This window comes from Candidatus Solirubrobacter pratensis, assembly GCF_000425945.1.
GTDB lineage: Bacteria > Actinomycetota > Thermoleophilia > Solirubrobacterales > Solirubrobacteraceae > Solirubrobacter > Solirubrobacter pratensis.
This window is the reverse complement of record NZ_AUEK01000003.1, coordinates 295,829-312,660: the sequence shown is the minus strand read 5'-3', so window position 1 is coordinate 312,660 and position 16,832 is coordinate 295,829. Positions and strand designations below refer to the sequence as shown.

General features: G+C 73.6%; 22 protein-coding genes. 3 read left to right on the top strand and 19 right to left on the bottom strand.

Going from position 1 to position 16,832, the window contains the following annotated elements:
• Positions 1-17 precede the first annotated feature (17 nt).
• Genes H958_RS34225 through fliJ form a run of 4 tightly spaced genes read right to left on the bottom strand, consistent with a single transcriptional unit; the run spans position 18 to position 2,846 of the window.
• Positions 18-428 (bottom strand): flagellar hook assembly protein FlgD, encoded by a 411-nt coding sequence (locus H958_RS34225; protein WP_051323681.1) that lies wholly within the window; start codon positions 426-428, stop codon positions 18-20.
• Positions 429-445: 17 nt separating this feature from the next.
• Positions 446-1,729 carry a flagellar hook-length control protein FliK gene (locus H958_RS0101620; RefSeq protein WP_156027596.1) on the bottom strand — a complete coding sequence of 428 codons (1,284 nt, stop codon included), beginning with the start codon at positions 1,727-1,729 and terminating at the stop codon, positions 446-448.
• A 5-nt stretch (positions 1,730-1,734) separates the two neighbouring features.
• Entirely contained in the window at positions 1,735-2,385 is a 651-nt protein-coding gene (locus tag H958_RS34220) for a lytic transglycosylase domain-containing protein (RefSeq protein ID WP_051323680.1), read from the bottom strand.
• A complete protein-coding gene (gene fliJ / locus H958_RS0101610; RefSeq protein ID WP_028057379.1) occupies positions 2,382-2,846 on the bottom strand; it encodes a flagellar export protein FliJ in 465 nt (154 codons plus the stop codon). The genes H958_RS34220 and fliJ overlap by 4 nt, the downstream gene beginning before the upstream one ends.
• A 153-nt stretch (positions 2,847-2,999) precedes the next feature.
• Between fliJ and H958_RS0101605 the strand changes: the two genes are divergently transcribed.
• A complete protein-coding gene (locus tag H958_RS0101605; RefSeq protein ID WP_028057378.1) occupies positions 3,000-3,908 on the top strand; it encodes an ornithine cyclodeaminase family protein in 909 nt (302 codons plus the stop codon).
• A 24-nt stretch (positions 3,909-3,932) separates the two neighbouring features.
• On the opposite strand, the gene H958_RS42575 is transcribed toward H958_RS0101605, so the two are convergent.
• Positions 3,933-5,663, bottom strand: a complete 1,731-nt coding sequence (locus H958_RS42575; RefSeq protein WP_051323679.1) for an alpha/beta hydrolase fold domain-containing protein — start codon at positions 5,661-5,663, stop codon at positions 3,933-3,935.
• A gap of 133 nt (positions 5,664-5,796) precedes the next feature.
• Between H958_RS42575 and H958_RS45795 the strand changes: the two genes are divergently transcribed.
• A complete protein-coding gene (locus H958_RS45795) occupies positions 5,797-5,934 on the top strand; it encodes a hypothetical protein (RefSeq protein WP_156027592.1) in 138 nt (45 codons plus the stop codon).
• Between the two features lie 16 nt (positions 5,935-5,950).
• On the opposite strand, the gene H958_RS34210 is transcribed toward H958_RS45795, so the two are convergent.
• The 14 genes from H958_RS34210 to H958_RS0101525 form a co-directional block, all read right to left on the bottom strand.
• A complete protein-coding gene (locus tag H958_RS34210; protein ID WP_081685499.1) occupies positions 5,951-7,351 on the bottom strand; it encodes a FliI/YscN family ATPase in 1,401 nt (466 codons plus the stop codon).
• Complete coding sequence (locus H958_RS0101585) at positions 7,348-7,962, bottom strand: FliH/SctL family protein (RefSeq protein ID WP_028057377.1); 615 nt, start codon at positions 7,960-7,962, stop codon at positions 7,348-7,350. Before H958_RS0101585 ends, H958_RS34210 begins: the two co-directional genes overlap by 4 nt.
• On the bottom strand, positions 7,962-9,017 hold the full coding sequence (gene fliG / locus H958_RS0101580) for a flagellar motor switch protein FliG (protein ID WP_081685498.1): 1,056 nt from the start codon (positions 9,015-9,017) through the stop codon (positions 7,962-7,964). The genes H958_RS0101585 and fliG overlap by 1 nt, the downstream gene beginning before the upstream one ends.
• Before the next feature lie 2 nt (positions 9,018-9,019).
• Entirely contained in the window at positions 9,020-10,546 is a 1,527-nt protein-coding gene (gene fliF, locus H958_RS0101575) for a flagellar basal-body MS-ring/collar protein FliF (RefSeq protein ID WP_028057375.1), read from the bottom strand.
• An 8-nt stretch (positions 10,547-10,554) separates the two neighbouring features.
• Positions 10,555-10,857 (bottom strand): flagellar hook-basal body complex protein FliE, encoded by a 303-nt coding sequence (locus tag H958_RS34205; RefSeq protein ID WP_051323678.1) that lies wholly within the window; start codon positions 10,855-10,857, stop codon positions 10,555-10,557.
• Positions 10,857-11,309, bottom strand: a complete 453-nt coding sequence (gene flgC / locus H958_RS0101565) for a flagellar basal body rod protein FlgC (RefSeq protein ID WP_028057374.1) — start codon at positions 11,307-11,309, stop codon at positions 10,857-10,859. Before flgC ends, H958_RS34205 begins: the two co-directional genes overlap by 1 nt.
• Positions 11,309-11,671, bottom strand: a complete 363-nt coding sequence (gene flgB / locus H958_RS0101560) for a flagellar basal body rod protein FlgB (protein WP_028057373.1) — start codon at positions 11,669-11,671, stop codon at positions 11,309-11,311. The genes flgC and flgB overlap by 1 nt, the downstream gene beginning before the upstream one ends.
• 121 nt (positions 11,672-11,792) lie before the next feature.
• The gene (locus tag H958_RS0101555; RefSeq protein ID WP_028057372.1) at positions 11,793-12,107 is read right to left on the bottom strand and encodes a hypothetical protein; all 315 of its coding nucleotides are present in this window, start codon (positions 12,105-12,107) and stop codon (positions 11,793-11,795) included.
• The gene (fliS, locus tag H958_RS0101550) at positions 12,107-12,484 is read right to left on the bottom strand and encodes a flagellar export chaperone FliS (RefSeq protein WP_028057371.1); all 378 of its coding nucleotides are present in this window, start codon (positions 12,482-12,484) and stop codon (positions 12,107-12,109) included. The genes H958_RS0101555 and fliS overlap by 1 nt, the downstream gene beginning before the upstream one ends.
• An 85-nt stretch (positions 12,485-12,569) precedes the next feature.
• A complete protein-coding gene (gene fliD, locus H958_RS0101545) occupies positions 12,570-13,970 on the bottom strand; it encodes a flagellar filament capping protein FliD (protein WP_028057370.1) in 1,401 nt (466 codons plus the stop codon).
• A 10-nt stretch (positions 13,971-13,980) separates the two neighbouring features.
• Entirely contained in the window at positions 13,981-14,319 is a 339-nt protein-coding gene (locus tag H958_RS0101540) for a flagellar protein FlaG (protein ID WP_196807158.1), read from the bottom strand.
• 35 nt (positions 14,320-14,354) lie between these two features.
• Positions 14,355-15,170, bottom strand: a complete 816-nt coding sequence (locus tag H958_RS34200) for a sigma-70 family RNA polymerase sigma factor (protein ID WP_051323677.1) — start codon at positions 15,168-15,170, stop codon at positions 14,355-14,357.
• A gap of 72 nt (positions 15,171-15,242) precedes the next feature.
• Positions 15,243-15,512 (bottom strand): EscU/YscU/HrcU family type III secretion system export apparatus switch protein, encoded by a 270-nt coding sequence (locus H958_RS0101530; protein ID WP_028057368.1) that lies wholly within the window; start codon positions 15,510-15,512, stop codon positions 15,243-15,245.
• Positions 15,505-16,071, bottom strand: a complete 567-nt coding sequence (locus H958_RS0101525; protein WP_028057367.1) for a hypothetical protein — start codon at positions 16,069-16,071, stop codon at positions 15,505-15,507. Before H958_RS0101525 ends, H958_RS0101530 begins: the two co-directional genes overlap by 8 nt.
• 41 nt (positions 16,072-16,112) lie before the next feature.
• Here H958_RS0101525 and H958_RS0101520 point away from each other — a divergent pair, with 41 nt between their 5' ends.
• Positions 16,113-16,811, top strand: a complete 699-nt coding sequence (locus tag H958_RS0101520) for a flagellar hook-basal body protein (protein WP_028057366.1) — start codon at positions 16,113-16,115, stop codon at positions 16,809-16,811.
• Positions 16,812-16,832 lie beyond the last annotated feature (21 nt).

The window sequence follows — 16,832 nt, the reverse complement described above, 5'->3', positions numbered from 1 at the left end:
TTCTGATTCGCCGCCGCTCAGGCGACCTGCGTGATGGACGTGGGGTCGATTCCGGTCGTGCCGGAGACGGTCAAGGTGTACGTGCCGTCCTTGCCCAGCGCGACGGCCTCGACGGTGCCCGACTTGGTCGTGGTCTTGGTCTTGTCGGCCGGGTCGGTGTAGGTGACGTCGTGGCCGATCATGCCGATCGACGCCGTCTTGGCGTTGTCGGCGGCCATGTTGGTGATCTGCTCGACCATCGTGAAGGACGCCATCTGCTCGGTCTGCTGCGCGGCGTCCATCGGGCTCGACGGGTCCTGCTGCGTCATCTGCGCGACGAGCATCTTCAGGAAGCCGTCCTTGTCCAGCATCGCCTTCTCGTTCTGGACGTTGGTCGAGCCGCTCTGGCGCGGAGCGTCGGCGGCCGAGGCTGAGGGGATTGCGCTCATGGTTCCTTGGGGAGGGGTCAGGCGAGAACGTCGACGAGGACGCCGTCGGGAAGGACGAGGGTGGTCTCGGCGGGCGGCTCGGCCTCGTCGTCGCCCAGGCCATAGCCCGTGCGCCGCGAGCGGGCCGGGCGGTCCTGGCCGGCGGCGTCGCGGCCGTTCTCGCCGGAGGTCGAGACGTCGAGCGAGAGCAGGTTCACGTCGCGCGCCTCGAGCTGGCGGCGGAGGTCGTCGCCGGCCTGCGAGAGCGCCTTGGCGGCCTCGGGCGAGTCGGCCACGAGATGGGCGGAAACGCCCTGCGGCGTCGAGTGCAGGCGCACTTCGATGCCGCCGAGCTCGGCCGGCTTGAGGTTGATGCGGGCGTGCGTGACGCCGCGCTCCTGCGCGAGGTGGATGACGGCGGCAGCGACGTTCGGGGCGCGGTAGAGCGGGACGGCGCGCTGCGCGGCGGCGGCCGCCTGGCTGGGTGCCGCCGGGGCGGGCGCCTGCAGCGGCTGCGCGGGCGCGTTCTCGGCCGGCTTGGGCGCGTCGGCCTTGGGCGCGACGTCGGCCGGCGCGGTGCTCGGGGTCGGCGTGGGCGCGGCGGTCTGCTCGGGCCGCGGCTGCGACTGCGAGCGCGCGTCGCTCGTGTCGGGCTTGACGCCGGTGCCGGCCGGCGGCTGGGGCGCGACCGGCTGCGCGGGAGCGGCGGGCGCGGCAGGCGGCTTGGCGTCGCCCACGGCGGGCACGCTCGGCGCCGGCGTCTGCGTCGCAGGCGCCTCGGCGATCGCGGCCTGCGAGGCGGCGACCGGCGCCGCGGTCTCGGGCGCGACCGGCGCCGGAGCGGGCGCCGGGACGGCCGGCGCGGCCGCGGGCACCGGAGCGGCGACGGGCTGCGTGGCGGCGGGCGGCGGCTGCTGCGCCTGGGCGGGAGGCTCCGTGGCCGGAGCGGCGCTCTGCGGCGGCGCGGCGGGCAGGGGGGACGCGAGCTGGACGGCGAGCTGCTCCGGCGTCGGCGCGGGCGCGGCGGCCGGCTCGGGCTGCGGCGGCTGCGGCGACGCGGGGGCCGCGGCGTCGCCGGCGGTGCCGGGCGGCTCGGCGGCCTTGTCGCCGGCCTTGGGCGCGTCGTCGCGCGGCGCGTCCGGACGGGCCGGCGCCGCATCGCGCGGCTGGACCTCGCGAGCCGGCCGGGCGTCCGCGGGCGCCTGGGCGCCGAGCAGGGCGGCGAAGGCGCCGGGCGCCGGGGGCTTGGAGCGCGAACCGGAGCCCGGGCGCTCGGCGAGCGCGGTGGAGCGCGGGGCGACGGCGGTGCGATCGGTGGTCATCTGGCTCACGCGGTGGGGGTGGACGAGCGGAAGGACGCGGCGTTGGCCTGCACGGCGCGAACGTAGTTCTGCGTCTCGGCGTACGGCGGCACGCCGCCGAAGCGCTGCACGGCGCCGGGCCCGGCGTTGTAGGCGGCGAGCGCGCGGGCGGTGTCGCCGCCGAAGCGGTCGAGCTGCTGCTTGAGGTACTTGGCGCCGCCCTCGATCGCCTGCGCGGGATCGAGCGGGTCGGTCACGCCGAGGCCGGCGGCGGTGCCCGGCATCAGCTGCGTCAGCCCCTGCGCGCCGGCGCCGGAGCGGGCGCCGGCGTCGAAGCCGGACTCCTGCTCGATCAGGCCCGCGAGCAGCGCGGGGTCGAGGCCGTTGCGCTGCGCCGCGGCGGTGATCTCGGCGCCGTAGGGCGTGCCGGCGGGAAGCCCGGAGGCGCCGGCCGGCGCGGACGCGGCGGCGCCGAGCGGCGAGGCGAGGCTTGCGAACGTTGCAGCGGAGGCGCCGGAGTCCGTCCCGCTGTCCGCACCCGCCGACGCGGAGGCCAGCGCGGCCGAGAACGCGGCCGCGTCCCCCGTGCCGGCGGCTGCGGGCGCGGGAGGCCCGGAGGCCGAGTCCAGCATCGCCTGCAGCGCGTTCATGCGGTCGAGCACCGACTCGATGCTCACGCGGCGACGCTCCCGCGGCGGTGCACGGCGAGCGCGAGCTCGTCGAGCTGGTTCTGCGAGCGGCGCGCCCATTCGCGCTCGTGCTCGGAGCGCCGTCGCTCCTTGAGCTTGTCGATCGCCTGGCGGTCGCGCGCGGCGGCAGACAGCGCGGTGCGGCGGGCGGCCACCTCGGCGTCCTGGCGGTCGAGGTCGAGCGCCGCCTCGCGGCGGGCGCGCTCGGCGCGCTCGAGGTGCGCCTGGACGGCCAGCAGGTCGAAGGCGCTCGAGCGCCCGCTGACGGTGCTCAGCCCGGCCTCCCGGGCCTCGTGCACGGCGTCCGTGGCCTCGCGCAGGACCGCCTCGCCGCGGACGCGGAGCCGCAGCTCGTGGGCGAGCGCTTCTTTCGCACGCTCCTCGGCGCGCTCACGCAGCGTCCGGACGCGCTCGAGCCGGAACGTGAAGGACGGAGTCTCCACGAGCATTGTCATCGACAGGGCACGAGATTCCTGAAGGCCGAATCGCCCAGGGGGCGATTCCTCGGCGAGTTCGGCGGGCGCGGACGAGGAAGCGCACGCCTCGCGAGCTCGCGCCGCGGAGAGTGCTCGGCGCGCCCGGGCAGACTAGGCTCGGCGCTCATGCTTCTCATCTCACGCGCGGAGGTCGAGGCGCTGCTGGAGCCCGGCGCGCTGGTCGACGCGATCGCCGGCGGGTTCCGCGCGCTGTCTGCCGGAGAGCTGTCGGCGCCGCCGCGCCAGGCCGTCGAGGTCGAGCGCGGGACGGTCCTCACGATGCCGGGGCGCCGCGCCGGCGGGCCTGTCGTGATCAAGCTCGTGGGGCTGTTCCCGGACAGCGCCGACTCGCATCCTGCGCTGATCTGCGTCATCGACGCGGACACGGGACAGGCGCTGGCGGCGATGGACGGCGGCCACGTGACGGCGATGCGGACCGCCGCCGCGTCCGCGCTGTCGGTCCGGCTCGCCGCGCGCCCGGACGCGCGCGTGCTCTCGGTCGTCGGCTCCGGCGTCCAGGCCCGCGCGCACCTGGCGCTGCTCGCGTGCGACTTCGAGGAGGTCCGCGTGACCGCGAGGGATCCCGCCGCGGCGCGCGAGCTGGCGGAGGCGTTCGGCGCGAGCGTGACCGGCGCCCCGGCGGAGGGCGCCGACGTCATCTGCCTCACGACCGGCGCGCGCGAGCCGGTGCTGCGGGCGGACGAGGTCGCGCCGGGCACGCACGTGACGTCGGTCGGCTACGCGCCGCCGGGCGGCGAGCTCGACCCCGAGCTCGCGCGCCGCGCGCGCCTGCTGGTCGAGACCCGCGGCGCCTTCGCCCCGCCGCCCGCCGGCTGCGCCGAGCTGGCAGGGCTCGATCCGGCGGCCGCGACCGAGCTCGGCGAGATCCTGCTCGGCCGCGCGCCCGGCCGCGACGGCGCCGGCGAGATCACCGTCTACAAGGCGATGGGACACGTGGCCGAGGACGCGGCGGCCGCCGAGCTGGTCCTCCGCCTCGCGCTCGAGACGGGCGCGGGGCGCGAGATCGAGCTCTAGCGCGGTCGCTCGGCCGGCTGCCGCTCACCCGCGGCCGCGGCGGGCCCACCGTGCTGGAGATCTGCCGCGCCGCCCGGCCACTCGACTGGTCCGCCCCGTGAGCTCCTGCGACGCGGTCACGCCCGCGGTCCAGGCCTCGCCGAGCTCGAGCGCGGCGACGCGGACCGGCGCGCCCGCGGCCGCGATGTCGGCCTCGAGCTGGGCGGGGGCCGGGTCGCCGGGCGGGTGGTGGACGGGGATCACGGTGTGCACGCCCAGCCAGGCGGCCGCGATCGCGGCCTCGGCGGGAGGGAGCTCGACCGCCCGGTGCGTCCCGGGCCCGACGCCGCCGATGCCGAGCACGGCGACCTGCGGCCGGTAGAGCTCGCGCCAGGTCCGCATGTCGGCCGAGAGCGAGACGTCGCCGCCGCAGAAGATCCGGCTCCCCGCGGCGGTGCTGACCAGGAAGCTCAGCGGCTGGTCGGAGACGAGCTCGCCGCCGGTCCGCATGCTGGAGAGGTGGCGCGCGTCCAGCGCCTTGACCGCGACGTCGCGGTAGCGGAACTCGACGCCTGAGACCATCGGCGCGCAGCGGCCGGGCGCGATGCCGTGCCGCAGCGCGTGCTCGTGGAGCGCGGCGCCGCAGACGAGCGTCGCCTCGCCGCCCTCGACGATCTCGATCGCCTGGCCGCGGTGGTCGTACCCGGCGTGGGTGACGGCCACGATGTCGGCCCCGCACAGCTCGCCGGGGGCGACCGGGCTCTCCGGCAGGCCGAGGTGCAGGCCCTCGGAGTCGGTCAGGTACGGGTCGACGACGACGCGGGTCCCGAGCTCGGAGGTGATCTCATAGCCGGCCCAGCCCACGCGCCGGATGCTCAGCGGCCGCGGAGCCCGCGGAGCCGGACCGCCGCGCAGCCATTCGCCGCAGAACTCCGAGATCCGCCTGAGCAGCGCGTCCGCGGCCGTGACGGGCAGGACCGGGAAGCCGTGGACCATGCGCTCGAAGCGCTCGACGGTGACGTCGACCCCGGCCGCATCCGCCCGCTCGGCGACGCGGAGCGTGTCGTCGAGGAGCATCTCGTCGCCGCCGCAGCACAGCAGCAGCGGCGGCAGTCCGGCGAGCGGCGCGAACAGGGGCGACTGCGGCGCGCCGGCCGGATCGGCGGCACCGAGGTACGCGTCGCGCGCCGCCTCGAGCTCGGCGAGGGCGACCACGTCCTTGTCCGCGTTGGCGCTCAGCGTCGCGCCCGACAGCGTGAAGTCGGCGATCGGCGACACGGCCACGACCGCCGCGGGCATCGGCTCGGAGCCGGCGGCCAGCTCGGCCAGCGCCGAGAGCACCAGCGTCGCGCCGGCCGAGTGGCCGGCGAGGACGATCCGCTCGGCGGGACGGAGGGCGAGCAGCGTGCGGTACGCCGCCAGCACGTCCTCGAGCGCGGCCGGGTACGGATCCGCCGGGGCGAGGCGATGGTGCAGCAGCAGGACCGGGATGCCGACCGCGCCGGAGAAGCGCGCGGCGAGCGCGCCGGCGGGCTCGTCGAACCGGAACCGCCGGCCGTGCACGTACAGCGCGACCGCGTCCCCGCGCGTCCCGGCGGCCGCCACCCACTCGGCGGCCACGCCGGCGGGGCGCCATGACGATGTCGCGTAGCGCGGCGGCGGCGGTGCGTGCTTGAGCGTCAGCTCCCCGGAATCGCCGCCCGCGCGGACGTCCGCGAGCACCTCGGCGACGACGCGCAGGTCACTGGCGGTGGCCGGATGATGGAGCGTTCGCACGGCCCCCACGCTAAGGACGCCCGGCCCCCCGGCACCCCTGAGCGGGGCCCAACGCGGCTCCTTCGGGTTGCTCCGATCCGCCCGGCAAGGTTGCGGCAACGGACGGGCAATCCGCGCAAGCGAGGCTCCCGCCATGCATCGCAGCCTTCTCCTCGCCGCCTCACTCGTCTCGCTGTTCGCCCTCGAGTCCCGCACCCGCGTCGCGGGCGACCCGCGGGGCCCGCGCTACGCCGTCGGCTTCGACCCGATCGCGGAGGCGCGCGGCCGTTGACGTCAGGCCGCTGACGTCACGGCGTCATGTTGAAGGACGGGATCGCCGACTGCAGCGGCGTTCCCGGGCCTTCCGGCTCCGGCGTGAGGACCTCGGCGCCGCCGCTCAGCGTGGCCAGCGCCGCCAGCATGCCCTCGGCGTCCTCGGCCGTGGACGCCTCGTCGACGGGCTGGCGCAGGAACGCGTCGATCGGCCCACGGGCCTGGATCGCGGCGTCGGTCGGCGGATCGGTGCCGGGCTGGTAGGCGCCGATCGAGATCAGGTCGGCCTTCTCCTTGTAGGTCGCCATCAGCGTGCGGACCTCGTTGCCCGCGAGGCGGGTCTCGGGATCGACGATCTCGGTGACCAGGCGCGACACGGACGAGAGCACGTCGATCGCCGGATAGTGGCCGGCGTGCGCGAGCGCCCGCGAGAGCACCACGTGGCCGTCGAGGATGCCGCGGACGGCGTCGGCGATCGGCTCGTTCATGTCGTCGCCGTCGACGAGCACGGTGTAGAGCGCGGTGATCGAGCCCATGGGCGCCGTGCCCGAGCGCTCGAGCAGCTTCGGCAGCAGCGCGAAGACCGACGGCGTGTAGCCGCGTGTGGCCGGCGGCTCGCCGATCGCCAGGCCGACCTCGCGCTGCGCCATCGCGAAGCGCGTGACCGAGTCCATCATGAGCAGCACGTCGCGGCCCTGGTCGCGGAAGTGCTCGGCGACCGCGGTCGCCGTGTAGGCGGCCTTGATGCGGACCAGCGCGGGCTGGTCGGAGGTCGCGCAGACGACGACCGAGCGCGCCAGGCCCTCGGCCCCGAGGTCGCGCTCCATGAACTCGAGCACCTCCCGGCCGCGCTCGCCGACGAGGCAGATGACGTTGATCTCGGCCGAGGACGAGCGGGCGATCATGCCCAGCAGCGAGGACTTGCCGACGCCGGAGCCGGCGAAGATGCCCAGCCGCTGGCCGCGGCCGCACGGGACGAGCGCGTCGAGCGCGCGCACGCCGAGCGTGACGCGCTCCTTGATCCGTGGGCGCGTGAGCGGATCCGGGGGCGGCGCCTCCGCGGCGCGCCACGAGCCGCCCGGGATCGGGCCCTTGCCGTCCATCGGGCGGCCGAGCCCGTCGAGCGCGCGGCCGAGCAGCGCGTCGGAGACGTCCACGCGCAGCGGCTGCCCGCCGGCGGTGACGCGCGCGCCCGGGCCGATGCCCGTCGCGTCGCCGAGCGCCATCAGAAGCGTGCGTCCGGCGCGGAAGCCGACGACCTCGGCGGGCACCTCGGGACGCCCGCGGCCGGTCTGGATGGTGCAGACCTCGCCGACCTCGGCCTCCAGGCCGGTGGCCTCCACGATCAGCCCGATCAGGTCGGCCACGCGGCCGTGGCGGCGGTGGAGGTCCGCGTCGTGCAAAGCGCCCATGGCGCCCTCCACCAGGGCGGTCATGCCGCGCGGCCCAGTTCCTGCTCGATCACCTCGCGCGCACGCGCGAGCTTGGTGTCCACGCCCGCGTCGACGTCGCCGTCCTGCGTGCGCACCACGCAGCCGCCGCGCGCGACGCGGCGCTCGGCCTCGACGACCACGTGCTCGATGCCGCCGAGCGAGGCCCGCAGCTCCTCCATCGCGCCGGCCACGAGCTCGAGGTCTGCGGGATTGACGAGCACCGTGATGCGCTCGCGCTCGACCAGCCCGCGCAGGGCGCCGCGGACGGACTCGACCACGCGCTCGGGCTCGACGGCCAGCACGCCGGCGAGCACCTTCTCGGCCAGGGCGAGCCCCAGCTCGACGGCGCTGCGCTCGAGCCGCTCGGTCGCGGCGACCTGCTCGGCCTTGATGCCGGCGACCGCATCGGCCAGCGCCGCGAGCGCGGGCTCCAGCGCGGACATCGCCTCGGCGCGCCCGGCCGCGTAGCCCTCGGCCCACGCGGCCTCGCGCAGTTGCTCGGCGTCCGCCCGCGCCTGCGCGAGCGTCTCCATGACGGCATCGGCGGCGTCCTCAGCCGCGACCGGCGCCGCGGGCGTCTCCAGCGTCTCGAAGTCGAACTCGACGGCGGACATCAGACCAGCGCGTCCTCGCCGCCGGAGCCGCGCGAGATGACGATCGCGCCGGCCTCCTCGAGACGGCGGACGACGCCGACGATGCGGCCCTGGGCCTCTTCGACGACACGCTTGCGCTGCGGCGGCTGGAAGTCGATCTCCTCGCGCAGCAGCTCGGCGCCGCGCTCGGACATGTTCGAGAAGATCCGGCTGCGGACGTCCTCGGACACGCCGCGCAGCGCGATCGCGAGATCCTTCTGGTCGGTCTCCTTGAGCACCATCTGGATCGAGCGGTCGTCGAGCTTGACGACGTCCTCGAACGTGAACAGCAGCAGGCGGATCTCCTCGGCCAGCTCGCTGTCGGCCTTGGCCAGCTCGTCGAGCACGTTGCGCTCGGTCGAGCGGTCGGAGTGGTTGAGGATGTCGGCGAGCGACTTGATGCCGCCGGCCGCCGCATACTCCTGCGAGCCGACGGCGGACAGGCGCGAGCGCACGACGCTCTCGACCTGCGCGACCACCTCGGGCCGCGTCTCGGCCATCATCGCGATGCGCAGCGCGACGTCGGCCTGCTCGTCGGCGTCGAGCATCGACAGCACCTGGGCGGCGAGCGTCGTGTGCAGGTTGGAGATGACCAGCGCGATCGTCTGCGGCGACTCGTTGCGCAGGAAGACGGCGATCTGCTCCGGCGGCGTGCGGCGCAGGAACTCGAACGGCCGCCGCTCGATCGTCGCCGCCAGGCGGCCGATGATCTCGTCCGCGCGGTCGCCGCCGAGCGAGCGCATCAGCACGCTGCGGGCGTAGTCGACGCCGCCCTCGGCGAGGTAGTCCTCGGCCAGCACGGACTCGACCGCCTCGTCGATCACGTCGCGGCAGACCTCGGTCGGGACCTTGGACGCCTTGGCGATCTCGAGCGAGAGCGCCTCGACCTCAGGCTCGCCGAGGTACTTGAAGATCTCGCCGGCGCGCTGCTCGCCGATCGCGACGAGCAGCACCGCGGCCTTCTGGATCCCGCGCAGCTTGGCCGCTGCGGCGGAGGGCGCCGCAAGCGCCTCGCGGGTGGCAAGGTCGGTGCTCATGACTAGTCCGCCGCCATCCACTGCCTGACCTGGGCGGCCACGCGCTCAGGCTCGCGCTCCATCAGCTGGTCGAGCTGATGCAGGCTGGCGTCGGGCACGCGCGGCGGAAGGCCGCTGGGCGCCATCGCGACCGTGCTCTGCTCCAGCTGGGCGAGCGAGATCGGCTCCTCGATCTGCTTCAGCCACGCCGGCGTGCCGAGCGACTCGGCCTCGCGCTTGCGCAGGCCGCGCGCCATGAAGAACACGAACAGGAGCGCCGCGATGCCGAGGCCGACCCACTTCAGCGGGCCGAGCAGCGTGGTCGGGACCGGGCCGGTCTTGGGCGTCGCCGGCTTGGCGAACGCCATCTGGGACGCGACGATCGTGTCGCCGCGCGAGGGCTGGATGCCGGCGGCGGCGGCGACCGTCTGCTTGAGGCTGTTGAGCGTCGCCGCCGGGACCGACTTGTCGACCAGCAGCGCGACGCTGAGCTTGTTGATCGCGCCAGGCGCCACGTCGGTCGTCTTGATCTCCTTGTTCACCGCCTGCTCGGTCGTCTTGACCGTGTGGTCGTAGTTCGAGTTGCCCGAGCCGGAGCCGGAGCCGTTGGAGTAGGTCGGGACGTTGGAGCCGGTACCGGCGGTGCCGCCGGTCGTGGCGCCGGAGCCGCGCAGCTTCTCCACGTCGCTGGTGGACTTGGTCGGCACGCCGGTCTTGCCGTAGGTGAGCTGCTTGAGGTTGGTCTTGTCGACGTTCATGTCGGCGCTGACCTGCACCTGCGCCTTGCCCGGGCCGAGCGTCGACGCGAGCATCGCGTTGACCTTGGACTCGAGCTGGCGCGAGAAGCTCGCCTCGGTCGCCTGCTTGGTGGCGCCCGCGGTCGCTCCGGCGCTGCCGTCGCCCTGGGGCCACAGCAGCTGGCCGGAGCCGTCGGTGATCGTGACGTTGCCGGACTTGAGGCCCTTGACCGAGGAGGCCGTCAGCTGCGCGATGCCGCGGATCGCGCCCGGCTGCAGCGTGTCGGCGGTGTTCTGCATCATCACCGAGGCGGTCGCCGGCGACTGCTCGCTGGCGAACAGCGTGTCCTCGGGCAGCACGAGCTGGACAGACGCGCCGCTGACGCCCTCGACCCCGTTGATCGTGCGGGCGAGCTCGCCCTCCAGCGCGCGCTGATAGGTGACCTGCTGCTGGAACTGCGAGGTGCCGAGCTTGGTCTGGTCGAGCAGCTCGTAGCCGGGCTGCGATCCGGACTCGTTGACGCTGACGCCCTGCGAGGCGAGTGCGATCCGCGCCTGCGGCACCTGCGCCTTGTTGACGGCGAGCGCGGTGCCGTTGTTGCGCAGCTCGTAGGCGATGCCCTGCGAGTCCAGCGCGGCGGTGATCTTGCCGGTCTGCGCCGGATCCAGGCCGCTCGAGAGCAGCGAGTAGGACGGCGCGGTCGCGAGCTTGAGCATGAAGAAGACGATCGCGAGGATCGCGACGGCCGTGACGGCCAGCACGCCCTTGGTGCGCGGCGGCAGCGCCAGCAGGTTCTTGGCGAAGAGCGGCATGGCTCAGGTCACACCTGGGTCTGGAAGATCGTCTGGGCGGCTTCGACCGCCTTCGTGCGGATCTGGCTCGCGAGCTGCATCGCCAGCTGGGCGCGCTCGACGGCCATCACGACCGCGGTCGGGTCGGTCGCCTTGCCGGTGGCGAGGTCCGTCGAGGCCTGCGCCGCGGAGTCCTGCGATGCCTGCAGCGACTGCAGGGACTGGCCGATCATGGCCCCGAAGCCGCTTCCGGTGCCCTGCTGGGCGGGCGCCTCGAGCGAGCCGATCCGCCACTCAGGACCACCGACGGCGAAGGAAGGATCGATCGGCATCAGCGCAGGATCTCCAGCGTCTTGGCGAACATCTGCTTGGACGCCTGCATCGCCGTGACGTTCGCCTCATAGGCGCGCGAGGAGTCGATCAGGTCGACCATCTCGGTGACCGTGTCGACGTTGGGCATCTGCACGTAGCCCTGCGCGTTGGCGTCCGGGTTGCCCGGGTCGTACACGAGCTTGCCGGCGGTCTGGTCGGTGGCGATCTTCGCCACCTGGACGCCGCCGGCCGCCGACTTGGAGGAGCCGGGGCCGATCGCGGCGGTCAGCTGCGCGCCGAAGCCCCCGCCCTGCGGGATCTCCTGCAGCACGACCTCCTTGCGGCGGTACGGCTTGCCGTCCGCGCCCTTGGTGGTCTGGGCGTTGGCGAGGTTCTCCGCCGTCACGTCCATCCGCAGCCGCTGGGCCGTGAGCCCGCTGGCCGAGATCTCGAGGCCGCCGAACATGCTCATCACTTGACCCCCAGCGCGGACTCGAGGATGTGGATCCGCGTCTGCGCGACCTGCACGGCGGCCTGCTGGTCGAGCGCGTTGGCCGCCATCTTGGCCGACTCGGCGTCGATGTCGACGGTCGACCCGTCGGCGCGCACGGCGCCGGCCGACTTGTCGATCTGCGGCGCGAAGCCGGTCTGCTCGAGCGCGGAGCGCTTGTCGGAGGCCCCCATCGCCGCGGCGAGCGCGCCGTGGAAGTCGACGTCGACGCGGCGGTAGCCCGGCGTGTCGGCGTTGGCGATGTTGGCGGCCAGCGCCTCCTGGCGCGTGGATGCGCCCGAGATGGCGCGCTCGAGCGCGAGTTGCGTGGTGTCGAACAGCACAGGGACGGGTTCTCCTGAATCAAAGAGGGGGTGGTCCTTCCGTGGACCGGCGCGATTCCATCCCTGGACGCATTCCCTACATCGGCGCCCCCGAGGGGGACTTGAGGCCGAATCGCCCAGCTCAGCGGAGCGAGTCGACGCGCGAGGGCGCCGGCGCGAGCGATGCGGCGTAGCCGCGAATCGCGGTGCGGCCGCGGCGAGCGGCGGCGCGCTCGCGCGAGGCGAACGCCTGCGCGGTGACGAGCGCGTTGTGGATCTGGGCCTCCAGGCGGCCGAGCTGCTCGAGCTGCGGCCGGGCCGACGCCGGCGCGGCGCCCAGCGCGAGCGAGCGGCGCAGCCGCTCGCCGGACAGCTCGGCGACCTCGTCCCAGCGGCCTTCCGCGGCGAGCTCGTGCTCGCGCTCGGCGAGCGCGACCAGCTCGCTCCAGGGGTCCATCAGGAGCCCTCGATCTCGGCCCAGGCCTCGCGCAGCTCGCCCAGCAGGCTCGCGACCTGCTCGATCTTGTCGGCGTCGTTCGCGCGCCAGGCCTCCATCAGGTGCCGGCGGCAGAAGAGGTAGATGCCCTGCAGGCGGCTGGCGATGATGCCTCCGCGCTCGTGGTCGAGCGTCACCGTCAGCTCGTCGATGATCGCCTCGGCGCGGCGCATGCGCGCGAGCGACGTCGTGCGATCGCCCTCGCGCAGCGCGTGCGCCGACTGATGCAGGAATCGCAGGCAACCGTCGTAGAGCATGACCACCAGCCGGCCCGGGGGCGCGGTGAGGATCGACTGCTGGCGATAGGCGGTCGTCTGGTTACCGACGTAGGTGGCCAAAGGAGCTCTCCCTGATCGAGGAACGGGGGACGGAGATGGATCGACCCGGGTAGTCGGCCCGGCCCGCGGGCGCTTGAGGCGGCGATCAGCCGAGACTGGCGATCTGACCTTGGAGCCAAGCCTGCTGCGCCTGCGCGTTCTGCAGCGCGGTCTCCATGGCCGCGAACTGCGCCTTCAGGCGGGTCTCGGTCTGGCTGAGGCGCAGATTGGTGGAGGTGACCTGGTTCGCGAGGTCCTTCAGCGAGGTCGAGTCGCTGTCCATGCGGCCCGTCAGGACGCCCTTGAGCCCGGTCTGGCCCTTGACGAAGTCGTTCACGAGCAGGCCGAAGCCCTTGCGCGCGCCGACGCCGTTGAAGAGCTTGTTGACCTGGGTCCAGTCCTTGTCGAGCGCGGCGTCGAGCTTGGTCGCGTCGAACTCGAGCTTGCCGGCCTTCGCGTCCTCGGTGACGACGCCGGTCGACTTGGGCGTGCTGATGCCGATGTCGGCGAGGCTGGTGAGGCCGCCGATGTTGGCGACGGTCTGCGTGAAGGTGTTCTTCAGCGTCGACAGCATCGAGTTCAACCCGAGGTCGCCGAACAGCGTGCCCTTCTGCAGGTCGGCGGTCGCGGACGCGTTGACGACGCCCTTCTCGCTGATGTCGGACCGCGTGACGTCGACGACGGCGTTGTAGGCGTCGACGAAGGCCTTGACCTTGTCCTTGATCGCGCTCTTGTCGATCGTCGCCTCATTCGTCGTGATCGACACGGGGCTCGTCGTCACGCCCGCGAGCGTCAGCCGCAGGCCGGGGATCGCGTTCTCGATCGAGTTGGACTCCGACGTGCGCGGCGCCGACGCGCCGTCGAGCCGGTACTGCGCGTTGAGCACCGCGCCCGTGCGCGCGTAGCCGGCGTCTTCGGCGAGCTGGCCCGTCTGGAGCCCGGTCGAGTCGACCGTGAAGTCGTTGGAGGCCCCGGTCTTGCGCGAGGACAGCACGACGCGGTCAGTGCCGTCATCGTCCTTGACCACGGCCGCGTACACCGGCGCGCTCGTGCTCGCGTTGATGGCGGTGGCGACGTCCTTGGCGGTCGCGTTGGCGGCGACGCTGATCGTCGCCGAGGTCGTGCCCGCGGAGATCGTGAACGTTCCCGCGCTGCCACTGGGGACGTAGGCGAACCCGTGCTGCGCGGAGGAGGCGAGCCGGTCGACGGCGACGGTGTGGCCGCCGATGCCGGCGCCGTCGATCATCACCGCGCCGACCTTCGACGCGTCCGACGATGAGGTCGTCTGCGACGTCTTCCAGGTGGTCTGGTCCGTCAGCGCCTGCGCCGCGGTGGAGAGCGCGTTGAGCTTGGCGCTGACCGCCTTGAGCGCCGTCTGGTGGGCGGTCACGGACGTCTGGCTGTTCTGGACGCGCGTCAGCCCCTGGCGCTCGACGTCCATCAGCTGCTGGACGATCGAGTCCGTGTCGACGCCCGACGCCAGCCCGGAGAGGGAGAGGGTGGTCATCTGGGCTCCTTTACAGCGCCTTGGCGCCCGACATCACGTCGAGCACGCGGGACGGTGGAATCGTTCGGATGACGTTGCCGTCGAGGTCGCGGACCTGGATCACGACGCGACCGGTGTCTTCGTCCTTCGTGAAGTGCAGCTCGCGATCGGCGGCCGCAAGCTGCCCGGCGATCTCGGCGGCGCGGTCGACCTGCGCGCGGACCTCCTCGGTCGGCGCGGGCGGGACGTCGCCGAGGACGGTGTCGAAGCTCCGCGCGGGCGCGTCCGCGGGGGAGACGCCGGCCGGCTGCGCGGGCGGGACCGGCGCGATCGGATACGAAGAGGTGAAGCGACCGATCTCGAGACTCATCTCGCCCTCGGTCATCGACCGGGGCGGGGGAACCTTTAGCCGACGGCGGAGAAGAGGACCGAGTCGTCGGAGAGCTGCTGCTTGAGCGTGCGCTTGAGCTGCGAGTGGATCTGGCAGATGCGGCTCTCGGAGACGCCGAGGATCTCGCCGATCTCGCGCAGGGTGAGGTTCTTCACGTAGAGCAGGACCGCGACCTCGCGCTCGCGCTGCGGCAGCGCGTCGAACGCGCGCCGGAACTTGGCCTTCGCCTCGGTGGAGGCGGCGGCGTTCTCCGGGTCGAGGCGGGCGTCGCCGTCGGCCAGCGTGTCGATGCGCTCGACGGTGGTCTCGTCGTCGGAGATCACGAGCGTGTTGAGCGAGGTGACGTCCGACACGGAGATGTCGTCCTCGCGGCGGCGCAGCTCCTCGACGCCGATCGAGAGCGTGTCGGCCAGCTCCTCGCGCGAGGGGCGGCGGCCGTGCAGCGTGGTGAACTGGTCGCGCGCCCTGGCGATGTCGCGCTCCCAGCGGCGCAGCGAGCGCGGCGCCCAGTCCTGGCGGCGCAGCTCGTCGAGCACGGCGCCGTGGATGCGGGTCCAGGCGAACTGCTCGAGCGTGGCGCCCTTCTCCGGGTCATAGCGGTCGATCGAGGCGATCAGCGCCTCCAGGCCGCAGGAGATGAAGTCCTCGACCTCGCACCGGGCCGGCAGCTCGCGCACCTTCTTGAACACGATGTACTTGACGAGCGGCGCGTACGTCATGACCAGCCGGTTGCGGACCTGGAGATCGCCGGTGGCCTTGTACTCGCGCCACAGGGCGAGCGCGTCCTCCGCGCTGACGCGGCGGCGGCTGGTGGTCGTGGAGGGCTTCATGCGGGGGTGGTGCTCCTGGAGGGGACAGCTGACGGACGCAGCCTGTATCGGGTGATGACCCCAGGTCCTTCATCACCGATTTGGGGTAGGCACCCTTTTCTGGAGCCCGTAGGCCCACGCCAGGACCTCGGCGACGGCCGTCCACATCGCCGGCGGGACCTCCTGCCCGAGGGCCAGTTGGGCGAGCGCGTCGGCGAGCTCCGGATCGCGGTGGACGGGCACGCCGGCCTCACGCGCGCGGGCGAGAATCGTGGCGGCCACATGCCCTCGTCCCGCGGCGACCACCTGCGGGGCGCCCGAGCCGGTGTACTTCAGGGCGGCGACGACGTCCTTCTCAGGCATACGCGTCGAACGAGCGGCGGCGCTCGTGCACCCGCACCGTCGGGTCGAGTCCGAAGGCCTCCAACTTGGCGCGTAGCCGCTCGCGTGATCCGTGTGCGAGGTCGAACGGGGGTCCGGCATCGGTCGACACGTCGGCCAGCAGGTGCTCCCCGCGCAGCTCCAGCCGCAAGTCGATCCGGCCGAGCGTCGGCGAGTGGAACGCGAGCGCGACCACGTCGGCCGGCTCGCCGTCCGCGCCGCGGCGGCGCTGGGGCGACTCCTCGACCGTGACCTTCGGCGCCTGCGCCTGCTGCGGCGCCTGCGGGGCGGTCACGGGCTGCTGGGGATCCAGCTGCAGCGTCACCCGCTCCGGCGTCACCTCCCGCACCCTCAGGCGCAGCGTCGCGCCGTTCTCCACCTCGGGCGGCACCTCGGCGGTCAGCGGGATGCCCGCCAGCACCAGCACCGCGTGCTGCTCGTGCTTGGACGCCACGCGCGCCATCACGGTCGAGCCGGCGCGCAGCGTGACGTCCGGAAGCTGCTCGCGCAGCAGCGCTGCGGCGACGGCTATCGGTTCCATGCCCTTCAGGATGCCGCCATCGGGCCGATAGGTGGATCCATATGGACCGCGGGCTCTACATCGCCGCCTCCGGCATGCTCGCCGAGCAGGTGCGCCAGAACCAGATCGCCAATGACCTGTCCAACGCGTCGACGCCCGGCTACAAGGCCGACCGCACGACGCAGCGGTCGTTCGGCCAGCTGCTGCTGACCAACTCGCAGACCGGCCAGGCGATCGGCTCGCAGAGCACCGCGGTGCAGGTCACCGGCGAGGTCACCGACTTCACCGCGGAGCCCGTCAAGGACACCGGCGAGCCGCTGGACTTCGCGATCGTCGGCGACGGCTTCTTCGCGCTGCAGACCGCCAACGGGACCCGCTACACCCGCAACGGCCAGTTCAGCGCCGACGCGCAGGGGCGGCTCGTGACCGCCGACGGCGACCCGGTCCTCGGCCGCAACGGCCGCCCGGTGACGATCGGCGCCGACGGCAAGGTCGACCCGCGCAACCTGAACGTCGTGCTGCTCACCAACCCGCGCAAGGGCGGCGACAACCTCGTCACCGGCACGCCCGGGCGGCCGGCCGGCCAGGTCGCGGGCCAGGTGCGCTCCGGCGCGCTCGAGGGCTCCGGCGCCGATCCGACGCAGGCGATGGTGGACATGATCGCCTCGATGCGGGCCTACGAGTCCGGTCAGAAGGTCATCCAGACGATCGACGGGACGCTGGCCAAGGCGTCCTCCGAGGTCGGCAAGGTGTCCGGCTAGCTCAAGTCGGGCGCGCAACCG

Excerpts from the sequence above, each read along its gene's own strand:
- flgC (WP_028057374.1), bottom strand. The coding sequence starts at position 11,309 with ATGAGCATGTTCGGCGGCCTCGAGATCTCGGCCAGCGGGCTCACGGCC.
- H958_RS34210 (WP_081685499.1), bottom strand. The coding sequence starts at position 7,351 with ATGACCGCCCTGGTGGAGGGCGCCATGGGCGCTTTGCACGACGCGGAC.
- H958_RS34225 (WP_051323681.1), bottom strand. The coding sequence starts at position 428 with ATGAGCGCAATCCCCTCAGCCTCGGCCGCCGACGCTCCGCGCCAGAGC.
- H958_RS0101540 (WP_196807158.1), bottom strand. The coding sequence starts at position 14,319 with ATGAGTCTCGAGATCGGTCGCTTCACCTCTTCGTATCCGATCGCGCCG.
- H958_RS0101520 (WP_028057366.1), top strand. The coding sequence starts at position 16,113 with ATGGACCGCGGGCTCTACATCGCCGCCTCCGGCATGCTCGCCGAGCAG.
- H958_RS34200 (WP_051323677.1), bottom strand. The coding sequence starts at position 15,170 with ATGAAGCCCTCCACGACCACCAGCCGCCGCCGCGTCAGCGCGGAGGAC.
- H958_RS0101620 (WP_156027596.1), bottom strand. The coding sequence starts at position 1,729 with ATGACCACCGATCGCACCGCCGTCGCCCCGCGCTCCACCGCGCTCGCC.
- fliJ (WP_028057379.1), bottom strand. The coding sequence starts at position 2,846 with ATGCTCGTGGAGACTCCGTCCTTCACGTTCCGGCTCGAGCGCGTCCGG.
- H958_RS34205 (WP_051323678.1), bottom strand. The coding sequence starts at position 10,857 with ATGCCGATCGATCCTTCCTTCGCCGTCGGTGGTCCTGAGTGGCGGATC.
- fliF (WP_028057375.1), bottom strand. The coding sequence starts at position 10,546 with ATGCCGCTCTTCGCCAAGAACCTGCTGGCGCTGCCGCCGCGCACCAAG.
- H958_RS0101605 (WP_028057378.1), top strand. The coding sequence starts at position 3,000 with ATGCTTCTCATCTCACGCGCGGAGGTCGAGGCGCTGCTGGAGCCCGGC.
- H958_RS0101525 (WP_028057367.1), bottom strand. The coding sequence starts at position 16,071 with ATGGAACCGATAGCCGTCGCCGCAGCGCTGCTGCGCGAGCAGCTTCCG.
- H958_RS0101530 (WP_028057368.1), bottom strand. The coding sequence starts at position 15,512 with ATGCCTGAGAAGGACGTCGTCGCCGCCCTGAAGTACACCGGCTCGGGC.
- H958_RS0101585 (WP_028057377.1), bottom strand. The coding sequence starts at position 7,962 with ATGTCCGCCGTCGAGTTCGACTTCGAGACGCTGGAGACGCCCGCGGCG.
- fliG (WP_081685498.1), bottom strand. The coding sequence starts at position 9,017 with ATGAGCACCGACCTTGCCACCCGCGAGGCGCTTGCGGCGCCCTCCGCC.
- H958_RS45795 (WP_156027592.1), top strand. The coding sequence starts at position 5,797 with ATGCATCGCAGCCTTCTCCTCGCCGCCTCACTCGTCTCGCTGTTCGCC.
- H958_RS0101555 (WP_028057372.1), bottom strand. The coding sequence starts at position 12,107 with ATGGACCCCTGGAGCGAGCTGGTCGCGCTCGCCGAGCGCGAGCACGAG.
- fliD (WP_028057370.1), bottom strand. The coding sequence starts at position 13,970 with ATGACCACCCTCTCCCTCTCCGGGCTGGCGTCGGGCGTCGACACGGAC.